Source organism: Kitasatospora sp. NPDC096140, from assembly GCF_040303045.1.
In the GTDB taxonomy this organism is placed as follows: domain Bacteria; phylum Actinomycetota; class Actinomycetes; order Streptomycetales; family Streptomycetaceae; genus Kitasatospora.
This window is the reverse complement of the sequence record NZ_JBEOUW010000006.1, coordinates 70,234-83,768: the sequence shown is the minus strand read 5'-3', so window position 1 is coordinate 83,768 and position 13,535 is coordinate 70,234. Positions and strand designations below refer to the sequence as shown.

The window sequence follows — 13,535 nt, the reverse complement described above, 5'->3', positions numbered from 1 at the left end:
CGCCCATCGGGCTCCCCGCTGCTCCCCGCTGCTCACCGGGGCTTACCGTCGCTCACCGTGGCCTCCCGCCGCTCACCGGACTTCCCGCTGCTCACCGGGTTTCCGTCGCTCACCGGGCGGCACGGTCGGCAGGGCCCGGCACCAGGGGCGCCATGACGTGCTGGGTGGGGCTGGTGGCCTCGTCGTCGTTGTCGTCCGAGTCCACCGAGGTGGTGATCGAACTGGTCGTCCAGGAGACCACCCCGAGGAGGATGAAGACGACGAGCAGGCCGCGCCCGGCGCCGCTCAGGACCAGCGGACGGGTGGCCGACACCGGGCCGTCCGGCTCGCTGCCCGGCTCGTCGCCGAACAGGCGCTTGGGGTAGGCGGAGGAGAGCATCACCAGGTAGGCGGCGTAGCGCGTCCGGTAGCGCAGGATCGCGGTCGTCGCCTCGTACAGCGGCTGCGGCATCCGGCCGAGGACCAGCACCACCAGCCAGCTGATGAACGCCACCATCCACCACCCGGCTTCCACCAGGCCCTGCACGATCGAGGCCGGAATGACGAGGATGATGCGGAACAGGACGGCGAGCCGGTTCAACTCGCCAGGCCGCAGCCCGACCTGCACCGGGTACTCGGGGGCGTGGAAGCGGAACGGCGGGTAGCGGTCCACGGTGAGCATCAGGTACGCGGTCACGCGGGTCTCGTACGGGACGTACGCGGTGAGGTAGTCCACGGCGAAGCCGGGCAGCCGGCCGAGCACCAGCGCACCGAACCAGCCGATGACGGTGACGAAGAACGCCACCACGGACAGCACCCACACCACCACGAACTGGGGGATCAGCAGCAGCGCGCGCAGCAGCACCGTCCAGCGGTTCTGCGGGCCGGACGCCGGCATGTCCAGGACGGGGAGCCACTCACGGCTGACGGGGGCGGGCGGTGCCTGCCACATCCGGGCCTCCACGGTCTCGGGTCGGGGGACCCGGCGGTCGGACGCGGGGCCGGGCGTCCTCCGAAGATCGCAGCCCCCCGCCCGACCCGCGCGCCACGCTGCGCCGGACGGGTCAGCCGGGCGAGCCGGCCCAGGTGACGTCCTTGCGCTGCAGCCCGGTGCCGTAGTCGAACCGGACCGAGAACGGGTCGGCCGCGCCTTCCGGCAGGGCGTACGCGGACGCACCGGTGGCCTCCTGGCCCGGGGACAGCGAGCCGGGGAGGAACTTCATCCGGTTGCTGCCGTCGATCAGGGTGAAGACGAGGCCGCCGTTGGCGTCCCTGACGGTGGGGCTCCCCGAGCCGTAGAGCGAGAGCTCCTGGGAGCCGGTGTTGACGACGGTGATCCTCACCTGGACGATCTTGGCGTTCCTGGGGACCTCGAACACGGTGCCGCTCGGGACGTACGGCTCCGGCGCGGCCATGGTGACCTTCAGGCCGTCCGGGTACGTGTAGGACTGGCCGAACGACAGGCGCCGGGCCTTCAGGTCCTCGGCCGCCTTCTGCTGCTCCGCCTCGATCCTCTTCCGGTCGGCCTCGGCCTGCTCCTTCACCTTCTCCGCCCGCTCCTGGGCGGCCCGGGACTCGGCCTCGGCGCGGGCCCGGGCGGCGTCCGCCTCCGCCCGCCGTTCCACGTTCGCCGCGTGCACCCGTGCCATCACGAACACCCCGGCGCCGGCCGAGACCACCAGGCCGGAGACGCCCAGGATCACACCCGCCAGTGCCACCGCCCTGTTCGTCGCCACCCCCTTGCGCACGTAGCCCAGGCCGATGATCCCGAAGACCAGGGCCAGCAGGGCCGGCAGCCAGGACAGCCAGAACAGGATGACGGCCAGGCTGAGGACGGCGCCGACGATCCCGAGCACCATGGCCGCGACGCCCAGGCCGTTGCGGGGCGGCGGCGCCGGCACCGGGTACGGCGGCCAGTACGGCACGCCGCCGGGGTGCGGGCCGGGGACCGCGACCGGCGTCGGGGCCGCGACGGGAGCCGGGGCCGCGATGGGGGCAGCGGCAGCCGCGGGAGCCGGGGCAGTTGCAGGGGCGGGGACCGTGGCCTCGCCCGGCCGCTGGGCCTCGCCCTGACCCGGGTTCAGCGGCGCCCACGGGTCGGCGCCGGCCGCCTCGCCGGAAGCCACGTCGGCGGCCACCTCGGCCACCTCGACGGCCACCACGGCCGCGGGCTTCTCGGCATCCTCCGGGGAAGCCTTCTCGGCCTGCGGTCTGTCGGGTGGGACGGGAGCGGTCATACCAGATCCTTCGCGAACGACGAGATGAGGAGATGAGGGGATGACGAGATGAGGAGACGAAGAGGCGGGGAGCGGTGGTCAGCCCCCGGGCGGCGTCTTCCCCCCCGGGACAACGACTTCTCGACTCCCCGGCCGACAGGCGGCCCGGTCTGCGGCGTGGAACGGTCACCGTCCGGGCCGGACCCGCGCGTCGACACACCCCGGCGCGGGACACCGACAGGGCCGGCAGGTGATCAACATACAGGTGCCCGGCGACCGCTCCGACACCGCGGTCCCGGCCCCGGCCGGGCCCCCGGGCCAGGGCCGGCAACCGTGGTTCGTCCGCGACGGACCGTGACCGGCCGCCGGAGGGGCGTCCTCACCCGCCCGTGCGGCCCAGCAGGTCCTCGACGGTCTGCGCGCGGCGCAGCGTCTCGAAGCGCACCGCGCCGTCGGCCGCCACGGTGACCCCGTGCACGGCGGGTTCCAGCAGGCTGTTGTAGGAGAACGGGGTGGACGTGTAGTAGGCCCCGGTGTCCAGCAGTGCGACCAGGTCCCCGGGCTCCAGCAGCGGCAGCGGGCGGGCCCTGGCGACCAGGTCCCCGGCGAAGCAGGCCGGCCCGGCCACGTCCTGTTCGACCGGCTGCCCGTGCTTGGCCGCCCCGGTCGCGTCGTGCACGGTGACCCGCAGCGGCCAGGAGTCCGGTGCGAAGACCGTCCGGGTGGCCACCTGCGCACCGGCGTAGGTGATCGCGATCGACCGCCCGCCGGACTCCTTGGTGTACTCGACGTAGGCGGCGGTGAAGCCGCTCTTGGCCAGCACGGACCGGCCGAACTCGGTCACCAGCCGGAACTCCCCGGAGAACAGGTCGGGCACGCGGGCCTGCAGCCGCTCGACGTAGTCCCGATGGTCCGGGGTCACCCGGTCGTCGGCGAAGTTGACCGGCAAGCCGCCGCCGATGTCCAGGCCCACCACCTGACGGCGGCCCAGCTCGCGGTTGATCCGCCGGGCGAGGGCGACGGTCGCGGCGACCCCGTCCGCCATCAGGTCCAGCGGGCAGCCCTGACTGCCGACGTGGCAGTGCAGCCGGCCGAGCCAGGGCCGCGCCCGGAAGGCCTCGACCAGCCGGGCGGTGTTGCCCTCGTCGGCCAGGGCGATGCCGAACTTGGAGGTCGCGGTGGCGGTGCTCATCGCCCCGATGGCGCCGGCGCCGAGCTGCGGGTTGACGCGCACGCCGATCGTGGACTCGCTCTGGGCTCTGCCAGCCTGCCCGGCCCGCCCGGGTGTCAGCAGCTCGTCGACTCGGGCCAGCTCCTGCCAGTTGTCGACGTTGACCGCCACGCCGAGCTCCAGCGCCCGCGCCAGTTCGCGGCGGGTCTTGACCGGGGAGTCGAAGACGATCCGCCCGGGCTCGAAACCGGCCGCGAGCGCCTGCGCGAACTCGCCGGGGCTGGCCACCTCACAGCCCATGCCCAGACCGCGCAGCCGCGCCAGCACCGGGACGAGGCTGTTGGCCTTGGCCGCGAAGGCGTGCAGCACCTCGACCGAGTCGGGGAAGGCACGGTGCAGCGCGCCGACGGTGGCCGCCACCGCGTCCAGGTCGAGGAAACCCGCGAGCTGCGCGTCCTCCGGGTCCAGCAGGCCCTGGCGGACCGCCGCGCGGAGGATGAGTTCACGGCGCTCGGGCCCGTGCAGGGCCGTCAGCTGAGGGTTCGCCATGGTGGCACACTCCGTCCGGTCGTCTCGGTCGCACGGCCCCGGGGTGCTCCGGCGGGCCGTGCGACCAGACTGCCCGTCAGCCGGCGGGCAGGTCCTCATCCCACGACCCGGGTTTCCGGCGGCGCCTCCGTGCCGGCCGACGGCGGGCGGGCAGCGGCGGCCCGCCTTCGCGCCGGACGACGAACGTGCCGCGCCGTCCTCGCGCCGGACGACGAACATGCCGCGCCGTCCTCGCGCCGGACGACGAAGTCCCGCAGCGGGCGACAAGCACCCTGCAGGTCCCCGCGCGGGACGACGGCCTCAGCCCTCGTCGGCCACCGAGCGCCTGAGCAGCAGCAGTTGGAGCTGGGCCAGCAGCCGGGCGTCGGGGTCGTCGAGGTCGATGCCGCTCTCCCGCACCACCGTCTGGTCCAGGCGGTGGGCATAGGTGCTGCGGGCCACGCCCAGCGCCTCCGCGGCCCTGGCCTTCTCCCCCGGTTGGTCCAGGAAGGCGCCCAGGGTGTCGACCAGCGGGACCTCGGCCTTGCGGGTGGACGCCAGCAGCCGCGTCACCGGCGTCTCCACCGGCAGCTGTCGCGCCGCCCGCAGCGCGTCCGCGAAGTGCAGCAACGCCACGGCGTCCGCGACCTCCCCGACCCGGGCGACGTCCGGCGCGCTCCGGCCGAACAGCAGCCCGCCCAGCGCCAGTTCGGCCGTCCGCCGGGATTCGGGCGCCCCGTCGAGCCGGTCCTGCACCTCGCCGACGCCCACCCGTACCCGCAGCCCCAGTTGCCGCGACAGCTCCCGGGCCAGCGATCCGGCCAGCAGCCCCACCCGCTCGCGGGCCCGTACCGGGTCCTTCGCCAGCCCGCCCAGCAGCACCAGGACGCCCCGCGCCGAGGGCACCACCACCGACACCTCGCCGCGCCCGGTGCAGTGCCGGAACGCCGCATCGACCAGCCGACCGCGCGCCCGGACGTCCTGCGGACCGCCCGGCCCGGCACCGACCGACAGCACCGCGCACCGCTCCGCTGCCGGCAGCCCGGTGCGCGCCGCCAGCAGTTCGGCGGACCCCTGGCCGTCGAGCAGCCCCCGGACCGCTTCCAGCAGCAGCCGGTCCTGCCCCTCCCGCCGCGCGCGGTCGTGCAGCAGGTGGGCCACGGCCTCCCGCGCCGCGGCGCGCAGGGCCTCGCGGTTGGCCGGGGTGTCCAGGGGCCGCTCGCCCTCCGCCGCCACCCAGATCGAGCCCAGCGGGACGTCCCCCGCCCGGACCAGCACGATCAGGCGCTCGGGGGCCTCGCCCTGCGCCTTGCGGTGGAGCACCCGGTCCGAGCGCAGCAGGTCGCGGTCGAACCCGGCGTTCCGCAGGTCGTCGCGCCGGTGCGCGGGCGGCTTCTGCCCCAGGATGGTCCAGATCCGGACCCAGTCCACGTCCTGACCGATGGGCGAGTAGGCGAGGACGTTGTACGCCGTGTCCTCGATCGTCACCGAGCCGCCGACCCGGAGCGCGATCGCCTTGGCCAGCTGCGGGAGGTCGCCCAGCGGCACACCGGCGATCCTCGGTTCGGGCGTCACCGACAGCCCCGCGTGCAGGATCCCGATCACGGTCGGCCAGTCCGTCCACCGGCTGCGGAAGAGCACCGCCGTCCCCGCCTCGGCGGCGGCCGCGCCCAGCGCCTCGTTCCCGGAGCCGGTCTCCACCGGACGGAAGAGCACCGCCGCCGCGCCGGCCTCCCCCGCCCGGCGGAGAAGGGCGCCCGCCTCCTCGGTGTGCGGATCGACCCCGACCGCGACGAGCAGATCGCCCTGGGACGCCGGCGGCTCCAGCTCGTCGAGCACGACCAGCCGGCTCACCGGCCGGTCCGCTCCACCCGGCGCGAGGCGGCCCGGGACGACGAAGTCCCCCGCCAGCGTCAGCAGGCTCAGCAGGGTCGGCCCCGACCCGGGCCGGTCCGCCGATCCCGCGCGTCCCGCCTGTTCTGCTCGTCCCGCCTGTTCCGCCTGCTCCGTGTGTTCCGTCTCGGACATGGGCCACCCCTCCCCAGGGCACGCGCGCCACGGCCGGGTCGGCGTCAACTCGCCCAGGGCGTCCACCGGTTCGACCACTGTAGTGCCGCGAGACGGAACCGGGGACGTGGGCTACCGCTCGGTGAGCGCCGCCGCCAACTGATCGGCGAACGCGGTGAGCCAGTCCAGTCGCGATCCGCCGCGGGCGATCCGGAACCCGTGCCGGCGGCCCCAGAACGCGGCCTGGACGGCGTGGAACTGGGCCCACCGCCGCACGCGTTCGCGGTCGAGTTCGGCCGCCTCGGCGAACACGTCCAGGATGCGGTGGACGGCCCTGCGCGGGTCGTCCGCGTCGAGGAGCGTCAGCGCGCGCGACTTCAGCAGGGTGCCGCCGTCGTAGGCGGGATCCCCGACGTACCCCTTGGGGTCGACGGCGAGCCACGGCTCGCGGCCCGCGCGCAGGATGTTCCCGGCGTGGAGGTCGCCGTGGACGAGGGTGTCCGGCTGGACCGGGCCCAGCTCCCGGAGGGTCGCGACAGCGGCGTCCAGCACCGGGCGCGGCAGCGGCCGCGCCAGTTCCTCGTCGTCCCGCCGCAGTTGCTCCTCCCAGGCCGCGGCCTGCTCGCGCAGCCGGGGCAGGCCGGGCGGCGCGGGGACGGCCAGGCGGCGGTTGAGCCGCCCGGCGACCGTCACCACCTCGTCGCCGTCCTCGACCTCCGCCAGGGTCTCGGACCGGACCCGCTCCAGCAGCATCGCGTACCGCGCGTCGTCGCGTTCGTGCAGATGGACGGCGCCCCGCCCGGCCCACGCCACGAACGCGTCCGGCTCGTAAACATTGCCGGGATGCGGGAACGACACCTTCAGCACCGCGGGCTCCCCGCCGCGCCCCCGTACCGGAACGATGACGCCGACGCCGCCGTGCATGACCGCGCCGTCCGGCACGCACCCCCAACTCGCCAGCAACTCCTCCACGATCCCGGGCACCTCGGTGAGCCACCGCGCCCCGGCCTCCCCCTCGCGCTCGACGGTGCTCCGCGCGAACTCCTCCGGTACGGCGATCATCCCGGCACCCTACCGAGGCACCGCCGGTGCCGGCACGTCAGGTTGCTCGTCCCGGGCGGCTTGTCACATCGTCGACCCTGACCACGACCGGCCTCACCCCTCGATCGCATCCCACGCACTGGTGAGCCGTCAGCGAACAAACACGCGGATCCGGGCCCGGCCACGCATGCTGAGGCCATGGACGTGACCGAGGTTCTGCCAGGACTACGCATGCTCCGGTTCCCGGTGGGTTCGGCCTATCTGTGGCGGGACGGCTCCGAGGTGACCCTGATCGACTCCGGCACGGCGGACTGCGCGGCACGGATCGAGGAAGCACTGGACGGCGAACTGCAGCGGATCGTGCTGACTCACTGGCACGAGGACCACACGGGATCCGCTGCCGAACTCGCCGCCCGGCACGGCGCGGAGGTGGTGGCGCATCGGCTGGAGGCTCCGGTGATCCGGGGGCAGGAGGCCGGAGCGGCGCCCGTGCTGGAGGAGTTCGAGGTACCGATCAGGGCGGCGCTTCCGCCCCTGCCGGCGGCCCCGCCCTGCCGGGTGGACCGGGAGGTGGAGGACGGCGATGTGCTGGAGTTCGGCGGCGGGGCCGTGGTGGTCGCCGTGCCCGGACACACGGACGGGTCGATCGCGCTCCACCTGCCCGGGCCGAAGGTGCTGTTCACCGGAGACGCGGTCGCCAACGTCGGCCGGACCATGATGGGCGTCTTCAACACCGACCGCACCCGAGCCGTCGAGTCGCTGCACCGGCTTGCCGAGCTGGAGGCCGAAACGGCGCTCTTCGGACACGGCGACCCGATCACCCATAGCGCACGGGCCGCCCTGCGGGAAGCGGCCGCCGCAACCGTGCTGTGACCCCGGCCCGCCGACCGTCGCGGTGGGGCTTCGCGTCGAACCGACGCCCGTGATGGTGCGTCACTCCTACCGGGACGCCTGCCCGCCGCATCACCGAGTGGGAGCGCGGGCATGCTCCAGCCTGTTGTCAGAAGCCGTGGGGGGAATGTGCAGGGTCGATCGTCGGCGCCCAGGACGGGTCAGGTGTGGAGCGACGCCGAGGACGCGCGGTTGCTGGAGCTCGCACGGCAGGGCCTGGACCTCGACGAACTCGCCGTCCGGCACGGCCGGTCCGTCGGTGCGATCCGCGGGCGCCTGACGCGGCACATGCCGCTCGCCTTCGCCATGGACGAGGATCTGCTGCGGTGGGCGCGGTCCTTGCCGCCGCCCGCCGACGACGCGCACTCCCTCGACGCGGACGCCGACACCGACCCCTGGACCGACACAGGCAACGACACCTGGACCACCGCCGACACCGACACCTCTGCCGCCACCGGGACCGACTGCGAGGCGCCCGATCCGGCCGAGGTCCTCGCCGAGTGGCAGCAGCTGACCGGGTACACCCTCGGCCCCGAACGGCAGGCGGCCTTCCTGGCCCGCTCGACGGTCGGCAGGCTCGCCGCCGAGGACCCGACGGTGCGCCGGGACGCGGGACGGCGCCTGTGGCGGGGCACCGGGCGACTGCTACTGGACGACTGGGCCCTGGAGTGCCGGTGCCCGGGCGCCGCCACGCTCGCCCCACCGTGGAGCGCCATCGCCGAGGACGACGACGACACCGCAATGCTCCTGCGCGAACTCCTGGCCGCGGCCGTCGAGGAGATCCCCGGCGCCCGTGACCGGCGGATCGTGGCGAGCCGGTTCGGCGTGGGCGACCAGGACGCCCGGACCCAGGAGCGGATCGGTGCCGACCACGGGCTCTCCCGCGAACGCATCCGCCAGCTGCAGAACCGGGCCGTGCGCGCGATGGCCCGCTCCGCCGCGCCCGCCACCGGCCGGCTCCGCACCCTCGTGGCCGAACTCGGCGGCCTCGACGGGCACTCACCGGACGCCGGGGGCACGAACGACGCCGGGGGCCCGAACGGCACCGAGGAAATGAACAGCCCCGAGTGCCCGGGAACCGCGGACGGACCGTCCAGCGCCGAGCGGCTGCTCGACCTGGCGCAGGTCCTGGTGCCGTCCATGGCGCCGCGCCAGGCGGTCACCCTGCTCGCCACCCTGGCCGGGGCCCGCAAGCTGCCCGCCGACAACCTCGCGGCCCAGGCCATGACGATCCGTACGCTGCGCCACGACGCACAGCGCCGCGAGGCCACCCGGCAGGGTCGGATCGAGCGGGCCACCGCCCGGTGGGAGCGGCTGGCGGGCCGGATCGAGTGGTTCGGCATACCCGAGAGCGCTCCCCCGCGCAGCGACCTGTCCGCGCTGCGCGAGGCCGACGACGACGATCCGCGCTCCGGGTCGTGGCACTGCCCCAAGCTCGGACGCGCGGTGGCGTACGAGTCGGAGAGCGAGCTCCATCTGATCCAACTCCTGTCGTTCGCCCCGCAGATCGCGTACTACCAGGAGCAGCCGCTGGCCATCGGCTACGAGTTCGACGGGCGCCCGCGCACCTACTTCCCCGACCTGCTCGTCGCCACCACCGACGGGCGCTGCATCCTGGTCGAGGTCAAGCCGCTGTTCGAGATGGCCACCGCCGTCAACGTCGCCAAGTACCGGGCCCTGGCGCAGCTGTGCCGCGAACGCGGCTGGGGGCTCCTGGTCACCGACGGGCACCGTACCCGCGCGCTGCTGGAGGAACACCGGCCGGACCCCGGGCTCGGCGGCCTCATCGGCCCGTTGCTGGACGACGGGACGGTGCTGGGGTGGCCGCACGTGGTCGCCGCAGCCGGCGGGGAACGCCCGCACTGGATGGACTTCGCGGCCCTGGTCCTGAGCCGGGGCTGGGACTGGCGCACCCGGCCGTTCCGGCTGAGCATCGGCCGCGCCACCGCCCCGCCGGCCACGTCTGCTCCGGCGACCCCGCCGGCCACGGCGGCCGCCGTGGCGGTGGACCAGGACGCGGCGGGCCAGGACGCGGTGTTGTGCCCGACCCCCGAGGAGATCGAGGCCGCCCGCACCCCGGCCGGCGGGTGGCGCCGCGACCAGCTCGCGGCGTGGGGCGTGCCCTGGCCTCCCCCCAGGGGCTGGAAGCAGCGGCTGACCGACCGGTCACGCGCCGCCCGCGGCTGAGGTCCGGCCCGGCGGCCGGCGCCCCGCCGGGCCGGGTCAGGCCGGTGCCCCGTGCGCCCGCGACGGCCCGGTCAGTCCTCGGCCGCCCACGCGATCGCCCGGTCCTGCTGGGCGAGCGGGAAGGTCTTCGTGGTGCCCGGCGTCATCCACCCGAAGAGGGCCGTCGCGTGGGTCATCCACTCGATGTCCGTGACCAGGGCGATCCGCTTCCAGGCCCGCAGGTGCTCGGCCCCGATCTTGAGGTCCTCCCACAGTGCGCCGCCGGTCATGCCGTGGAACTCCCGGATGACGATGACGAACCGCACCGCGCCCCGCTTCGCCGCTTCCTCCAGCGCCGGCAGCAGCATGTCCCGGTAGTCCTCGGCGGAGAGCCTGCCACCGGCCTCGAACCCGATGACGTTCTCCGGCAGTCCGTCCAGCTTCTCGATCACGAGCGGATCCCTTCTCTCGTCGGCCGCCGTTCAGGAGGGCTCGGAGGGCACGGGCGACGGGGACACGGGCGACGGGGACACGGACGGCGATGACACGGGCGACGGGGACACGGGCGACCCGGACGGTGCCGGGGACCCGGACGGTGACGCCGACGTCGACGTCGACGTCGCGGAACTGCCGGGGGCGGACGGCGTCGGCGAGGCGGGCTTCGGTGCGACCTGGAGGCCGGTGACGTGGCCGTCCGCGGTGAGGAAGTACTGGAGTCCGGCGTAGCCGGGCGTGACCAGGATCCCCTGCGTCATCTTGGGCAGTTGGCTGGAGCGGGCGAGTTCGGCGCCGTCCTGGGCCCGGCGCCAGACGACCTGTTCGGTGGTGTACTTCTTGAGCCCCTGGAAGAACTTCACCGGGATGTCGGTCCCGATCAGCACGCGCTGGTCCTTGGGGCCGATCAGGGTCGTGAAGCTGAGGGTCGTCTGGTCCTGCGTCCACGCCACCGACAGCGTGCCGTTCGACAGGTCGATCCCGGCCAGCTCGCCCGCCCCGGCGTCCATCGCGTAGACGCGGTTGTTCTCCGGGTCGACCGAGACCATCGACGGGATGAAGCTGTTCTTGGTGCCGCTGGAGGCGAACGGCTGGATGTTCGCCACCTTGGTCGAGTCGCTCTGGGAGACGGCGACGACGCTCATCGGGGTCGAGGTCGGCTTCCCGCCGTTGGTCATCGCGACGACGTAGTCGTTGATGACGGCCATGGCGGACGCGGCGGTCTGCCCGTCCTTGAGGTAGGGCACCGGCCCCCACGAGGGGTCGGGGGCGAAGCCGTTGTTCTGGTACGAGTAGCGGTAGAGCTTGGTGGCGCCCGGCAGGTAGATCTCCTGCGTGCCGTCGAGCGTCGCCGTGGTGATCCGGCCGCCCATCATCTCGGGCAGCGTGACCTGGGAGATCACCTGGAGGGTCTTCGGGTCGATCGCCACCATGATCGAGGGCGGCACGGCCGTCGGGTCGGGGCAGTTCAGGAAGGCGCTGAACCCCTGCTCCGTGCAGCCGGGTTGCCGGTTGACGGTCTTGGCGACGATGGTCCCGTCCGGCAGCGCGTCGTAGCCGTTGTACGCGGTGTCGCGCGGGGCCGACCGGCCGGTGGGCAGCGTGGTCCGGGCGAGGACCCGGCCGGTCTGCGGGTCGATCCGGGCGATGTGGTAGCCGTAGACGACCACCAGGCTGCCGTCCGCCAGGACGTTCAGGACACCGGGGTAGTCCCATTCGTCGGTCGCGTTGGTGTTGATCAGCACCTGGCGCCAGACCTCGTTGTACGTCCCGGGTTCCACCCGCGAGACGAACGAGCCGGAGGCGCCCTGGCCGTCGCCGTAACCGCCGCCGTAGACGTAGAGCTCGTCGGGGCCGCGGTCCACGATGTTGTACGGCGTGGCGTAGACCTGCTGCGAACCGTAGGCGTAGACCTGGTTGTTCGACGGGGCGCCCCCGAAGTGCGCGCACCCGTACCGGTGCGTCCGGTTCGAGTCGTGGACCTCGAAGGCCGCGATGGTCGGGTACCACGGGGCGTTGCCCTCCGCGGCCGCGCAGGACTGCTCGCCGGGGACGAGGGTGGGATCGCCGACCAGCGGACCGCCCGCGGCCACCACGTCCGCCGGCGGGGAACTCCCGTGCGCGTCGGCCGGGCGCGCTCCTGAGGCGGAACCGGCGCTGGAGCAGGCGGAGAGGGCGAGGAGCAGGGCCACGACGGCGGCCGTCAGCCGGGGAACGGGCAACCGGTGCGGCAAGGGGGCTCCTCGGGTCGGATCGGCGTGCCGGTGTGCGGCTCGTCCGGCAGCGGGCCGCGGAACAGGCTCGCAGAGCCGCCACGCCCTGCCCGGCGGACACGCCGCGCCCCCGCTCCCGCCGCCGGGCCGATCACCCAGGCGGACCCGGCGCCGGTCGCGCGACCCGTCCCCGACAGGTGTCCGTGCGGTCCCGACCGGTGCCCGTGCAGTCCCGACCGGTGCCCGTGCGGTCCCCGAGCGAACCCCGACCGGTCCCCCGCCCCGGGGCGGTGTCAGTTGCTCCTTGTACTGTCGATCGCGCACAACGATTCGTTCGACACGGGGGCATGAGCAATGATCAGGACCGATCCGGCGACACCCGACCTCTTCCTCACACCGGTCGAGGACGTCTTCGTCCGCAACCACCTCGGGCCGCACCCTCGGCTCGACCCCGCGACGTGGTCGCTCACCGTCGAGGGCCTGGTGGAGCGGCCGCTGCGGCTGGACCTCCCGGCCCTCCTGGGCCTGCCGCAGCGCCGCTTCACCGCCGTCCACGAGTGCTTCGGCAACCCGCTGCACCCCACCGTGCCGACCCGCGCCGTCACCAACGTGGAGTGGGTCGGCGTCCCGCTCTCCGCCGTACTGGAACTCGCCGGCCCGCGCCCGGAGGCCCGGCACGTCTGGCTGGAGGGCGCCGACACGGGCGACTTCGCGGGCGAGAGCGGCGTGAGCTACCTCAAGGACCTGCCCGTGGAGCAGGCGGGCGCCGAGGTCGTCCTCGCGCACACCATGAACGGCGAACCGCTGCACCCGGACCACGGCTACCCGGTGCGGGCGGTGGCACCCCTGATGTTCGGGACCAACTCGGTGAAGTGGCTGAGCCGGATCGTGCTGGCCGCGGACCGCCCCGACCACCTCTTCACCACCCGCCTGTACACCCGCGTCCTGCCCGGCGAGAGCGAGTCCCGGCCGGTGCGCGAGAAGGACGTCGGCAGCAAGCTGCTCACCCCGGGCGACGGGCGCACCGTCCCGGCCGGGAGCTGCGAACTCGCGGGCTACGCCTGGAGTTCCACCGAGGTGACGTCCGTCGAGGTCGCCGTGGACGACGGCGACTGGCAGCCCGCCGCGCTCGACCGGCGCGGCCCGGACCCGGCCTGGCAGCGCTTCCGCCTGCGCCACGACCTCGCCCCGGGCCGGCACCGCATCCGCTGCCGGGCCACCGACTCCGCCGGGCGCGTCCAGCCGCTCACGGGCGACCGGAACGCCGTCCATGAGATACACGTCGTCGCCGAGTCGGGTGGGCAGCCGGCCCGGGTCTGACGTCCGGCC

General features: G+C 74.3%; 10 protein-coding genes. 3 read left to right on the top strand and 7 right to left on the bottom strand.

The genetic code is table 11. The features are described from left to right. Positions 1–109: 109 nt before the first annotated feature. The 5 genes from ABT048_RS07855 to ABT048_RS07835 form a co-directional block, all read right to left on the bottom strand. On the bottom strand, positions 110–931 hold the full coding sequence (locus tag ABT048_RS07855; protein WP_350520428.1) for a DUF4389 domain-containing protein: 822 nt from the start codon (positions 929–931) through the stop codon (positions 110–112). Positions 932–1,043: 112 nt separating this feature from the next. Next, positions 1,044–2,216 (bottom strand): DUF4190 domain-containing protein, encoded by a 1,173-nt coding sequence (locus ABT048_RS07850; RefSeq protein WP_350520427.1) that lies wholly within the window; start codon positions 2,214–2,216, stop codon positions 1,044–1,046. Between the two features lie 358 nt (positions 2,217–2,574). Continuing rightward, positions 2,575–3,915 carry a type III PLP-dependent enzyme domain-containing protein gene (locus ABT048_RS07845; RefSeq protein ID WP_350520426.1) on the bottom strand — a complete coding sequence of 447 codons (1,341 nt, stop codon included), beginning with the start codon at positions 3,913–3,915 and terminating at the stop codon, positions 2,575–2,577. Positions 3,916–4,215: 300 nt separating this feature from the next. Continuing rightward, positions 4,216–5,922 carry a PucR family transcriptional regulator gene (locus ABT048_RS07840; protein WP_350520425.1) on the bottom strand — a complete coding sequence of 569 codons (1,707 nt, stop codon included), beginning with the start codon at positions 5,920–5,922 and terminating at the stop codon, positions 4,216–4,218. 111 nt (positions 5,923–6,033) lie between these two features. Further along, on the bottom strand, positions 6,034–6,963 hold the full coding sequence (locus ABT048_RS07835) for an aminoglycoside phosphotransferase family protein (RefSeq protein WP_350520424.1): 930 nt from the start codon (positions 6,961–6,963) through the stop codon (positions 6,034–6,036). Between the two features lie 177 nt (positions 6,964–7,140). Here ABT048_RS07835 and ABT048_RS07830 point away from each other — a divergent pair, with 177 nt between their 5' ends. Then, a complete protein-coding gene (locus ABT048_RS07830) occupies positions 7,141–7,815 on the top strand; it encodes an MBL fold metallo-hydrolase (RefSeq protein WP_350520423.1) in 675 nt (224 codons plus the stop codon). A 183-nt stretch (positions 7,816–7,998) separates the two neighbouring features. Then, positions 7,999–10,020, top strand: a complete 2,022-nt coding sequence (locus ABT048_RS07825; protein ID WP_350520422.1) for a TnsA endonuclease N-terminal domain-containing protein — start codon at positions 7,999–8,001, stop codon at positions 10,018–10,020. Between the two features lie 71 nt (positions 10,021–10,091). Here ABT048_RS07825 and ABT048_RS07820 read toward each other — a convergent pair whose 3' ends face one another. Both ABT048_RS07820 and ABT048_RS07815 read right to left on the bottom strand, forming a co-directional pair. Beyond that, positions 10,092–10,451 carry a SpoIIAA family protein gene (locus ABT048_RS07820; RefSeq protein ID WP_350520421.1) on the bottom strand — a complete coding sequence of 120 codons (360 nt, stop codon included), beginning with the start codon at positions 10,449–10,451 and terminating at the stop codon, positions 10,092–10,094. 30 nt (positions 10,452–10,481) lie between these two features. Beyond that, positions 10,482–12,227, bottom strand: a complete 1,746-nt coding sequence (locus ABT048_RS07815) for a hypothetical protein (protein WP_350520420.1) — start codon at positions 12,225–12,227, stop codon at positions 10,482–10,484. Positions 12,228–12,560: 333 nt separating this feature from the next. On the opposite strand from ABT048_RS07815, the gene ABT048_RS07810 reads away from it, so the two are divergent. Beyond that, on the top strand, positions 12,561–13,526 hold the full coding sequence (locus ABT048_RS07810; RefSeq protein WP_350520419.1) for a molybdopterin-dependent oxidoreductase: 966 nt from the start codon (positions 12,561–12,563) through the stop codon (positions 13,524–13,526). Positions 13,527–13,535: the final 9 nt, after the last annotated feature.

Excerpts from the sequence above, each read along its gene's own strand:
- ABT048_RS07855 (WP_350520428.1), bottom strand. The coding sequence starts at position 931 with ATGTGGCAGGCACCGCCCGCCCCCGTCAGCCGTGAGTGGCTCCCCGTC.
- ABT048_RS07850 (WP_350520427.1), bottom strand. The coding sequence starts at position 2,216 with ATGACCGCTCCCGTCCCACCCGACAGACCGCAGGCCGAGAAGGCTTCC.
- ABT048_RS07845 (WP_350520426.1), bottom strand. The coding sequence starts at position 3,915 with ATGGCGAACCCTCAGCTGACGGCCCTGCACGGGCCCGAGCGCCGTGAA.
- ABT048_RS07840 (WP_350520425.1), bottom strand. The coding sequence starts at position 5,922 with ATGTCCGAGACGGAACACACGGAGCAGGCGGAACAGGCGGGACGAGCA.
- ABT048_RS07835 (WP_350520424.1), bottom strand. The coding sequence starts at position 6,963 with ATGATCGCCGTACCGGAGGAGTTCGCGCGGAGCACCGTCGAGCGCGAG.
- ABT048_RS07830 (WP_350520423.1), top strand. The coding sequence starts at position 7,141 with ATGGACGTGACCGAGGTTCTGCCAGGACTACGCATGCTCCGGTTCCCG.
- ABT048_RS07810 (WP_350520419.1), top strand. The coding sequence starts at position 12,561 with ATGATCAGGACCGATCCGGCGACACCCGACCTCTTCCTCACACCGGTC.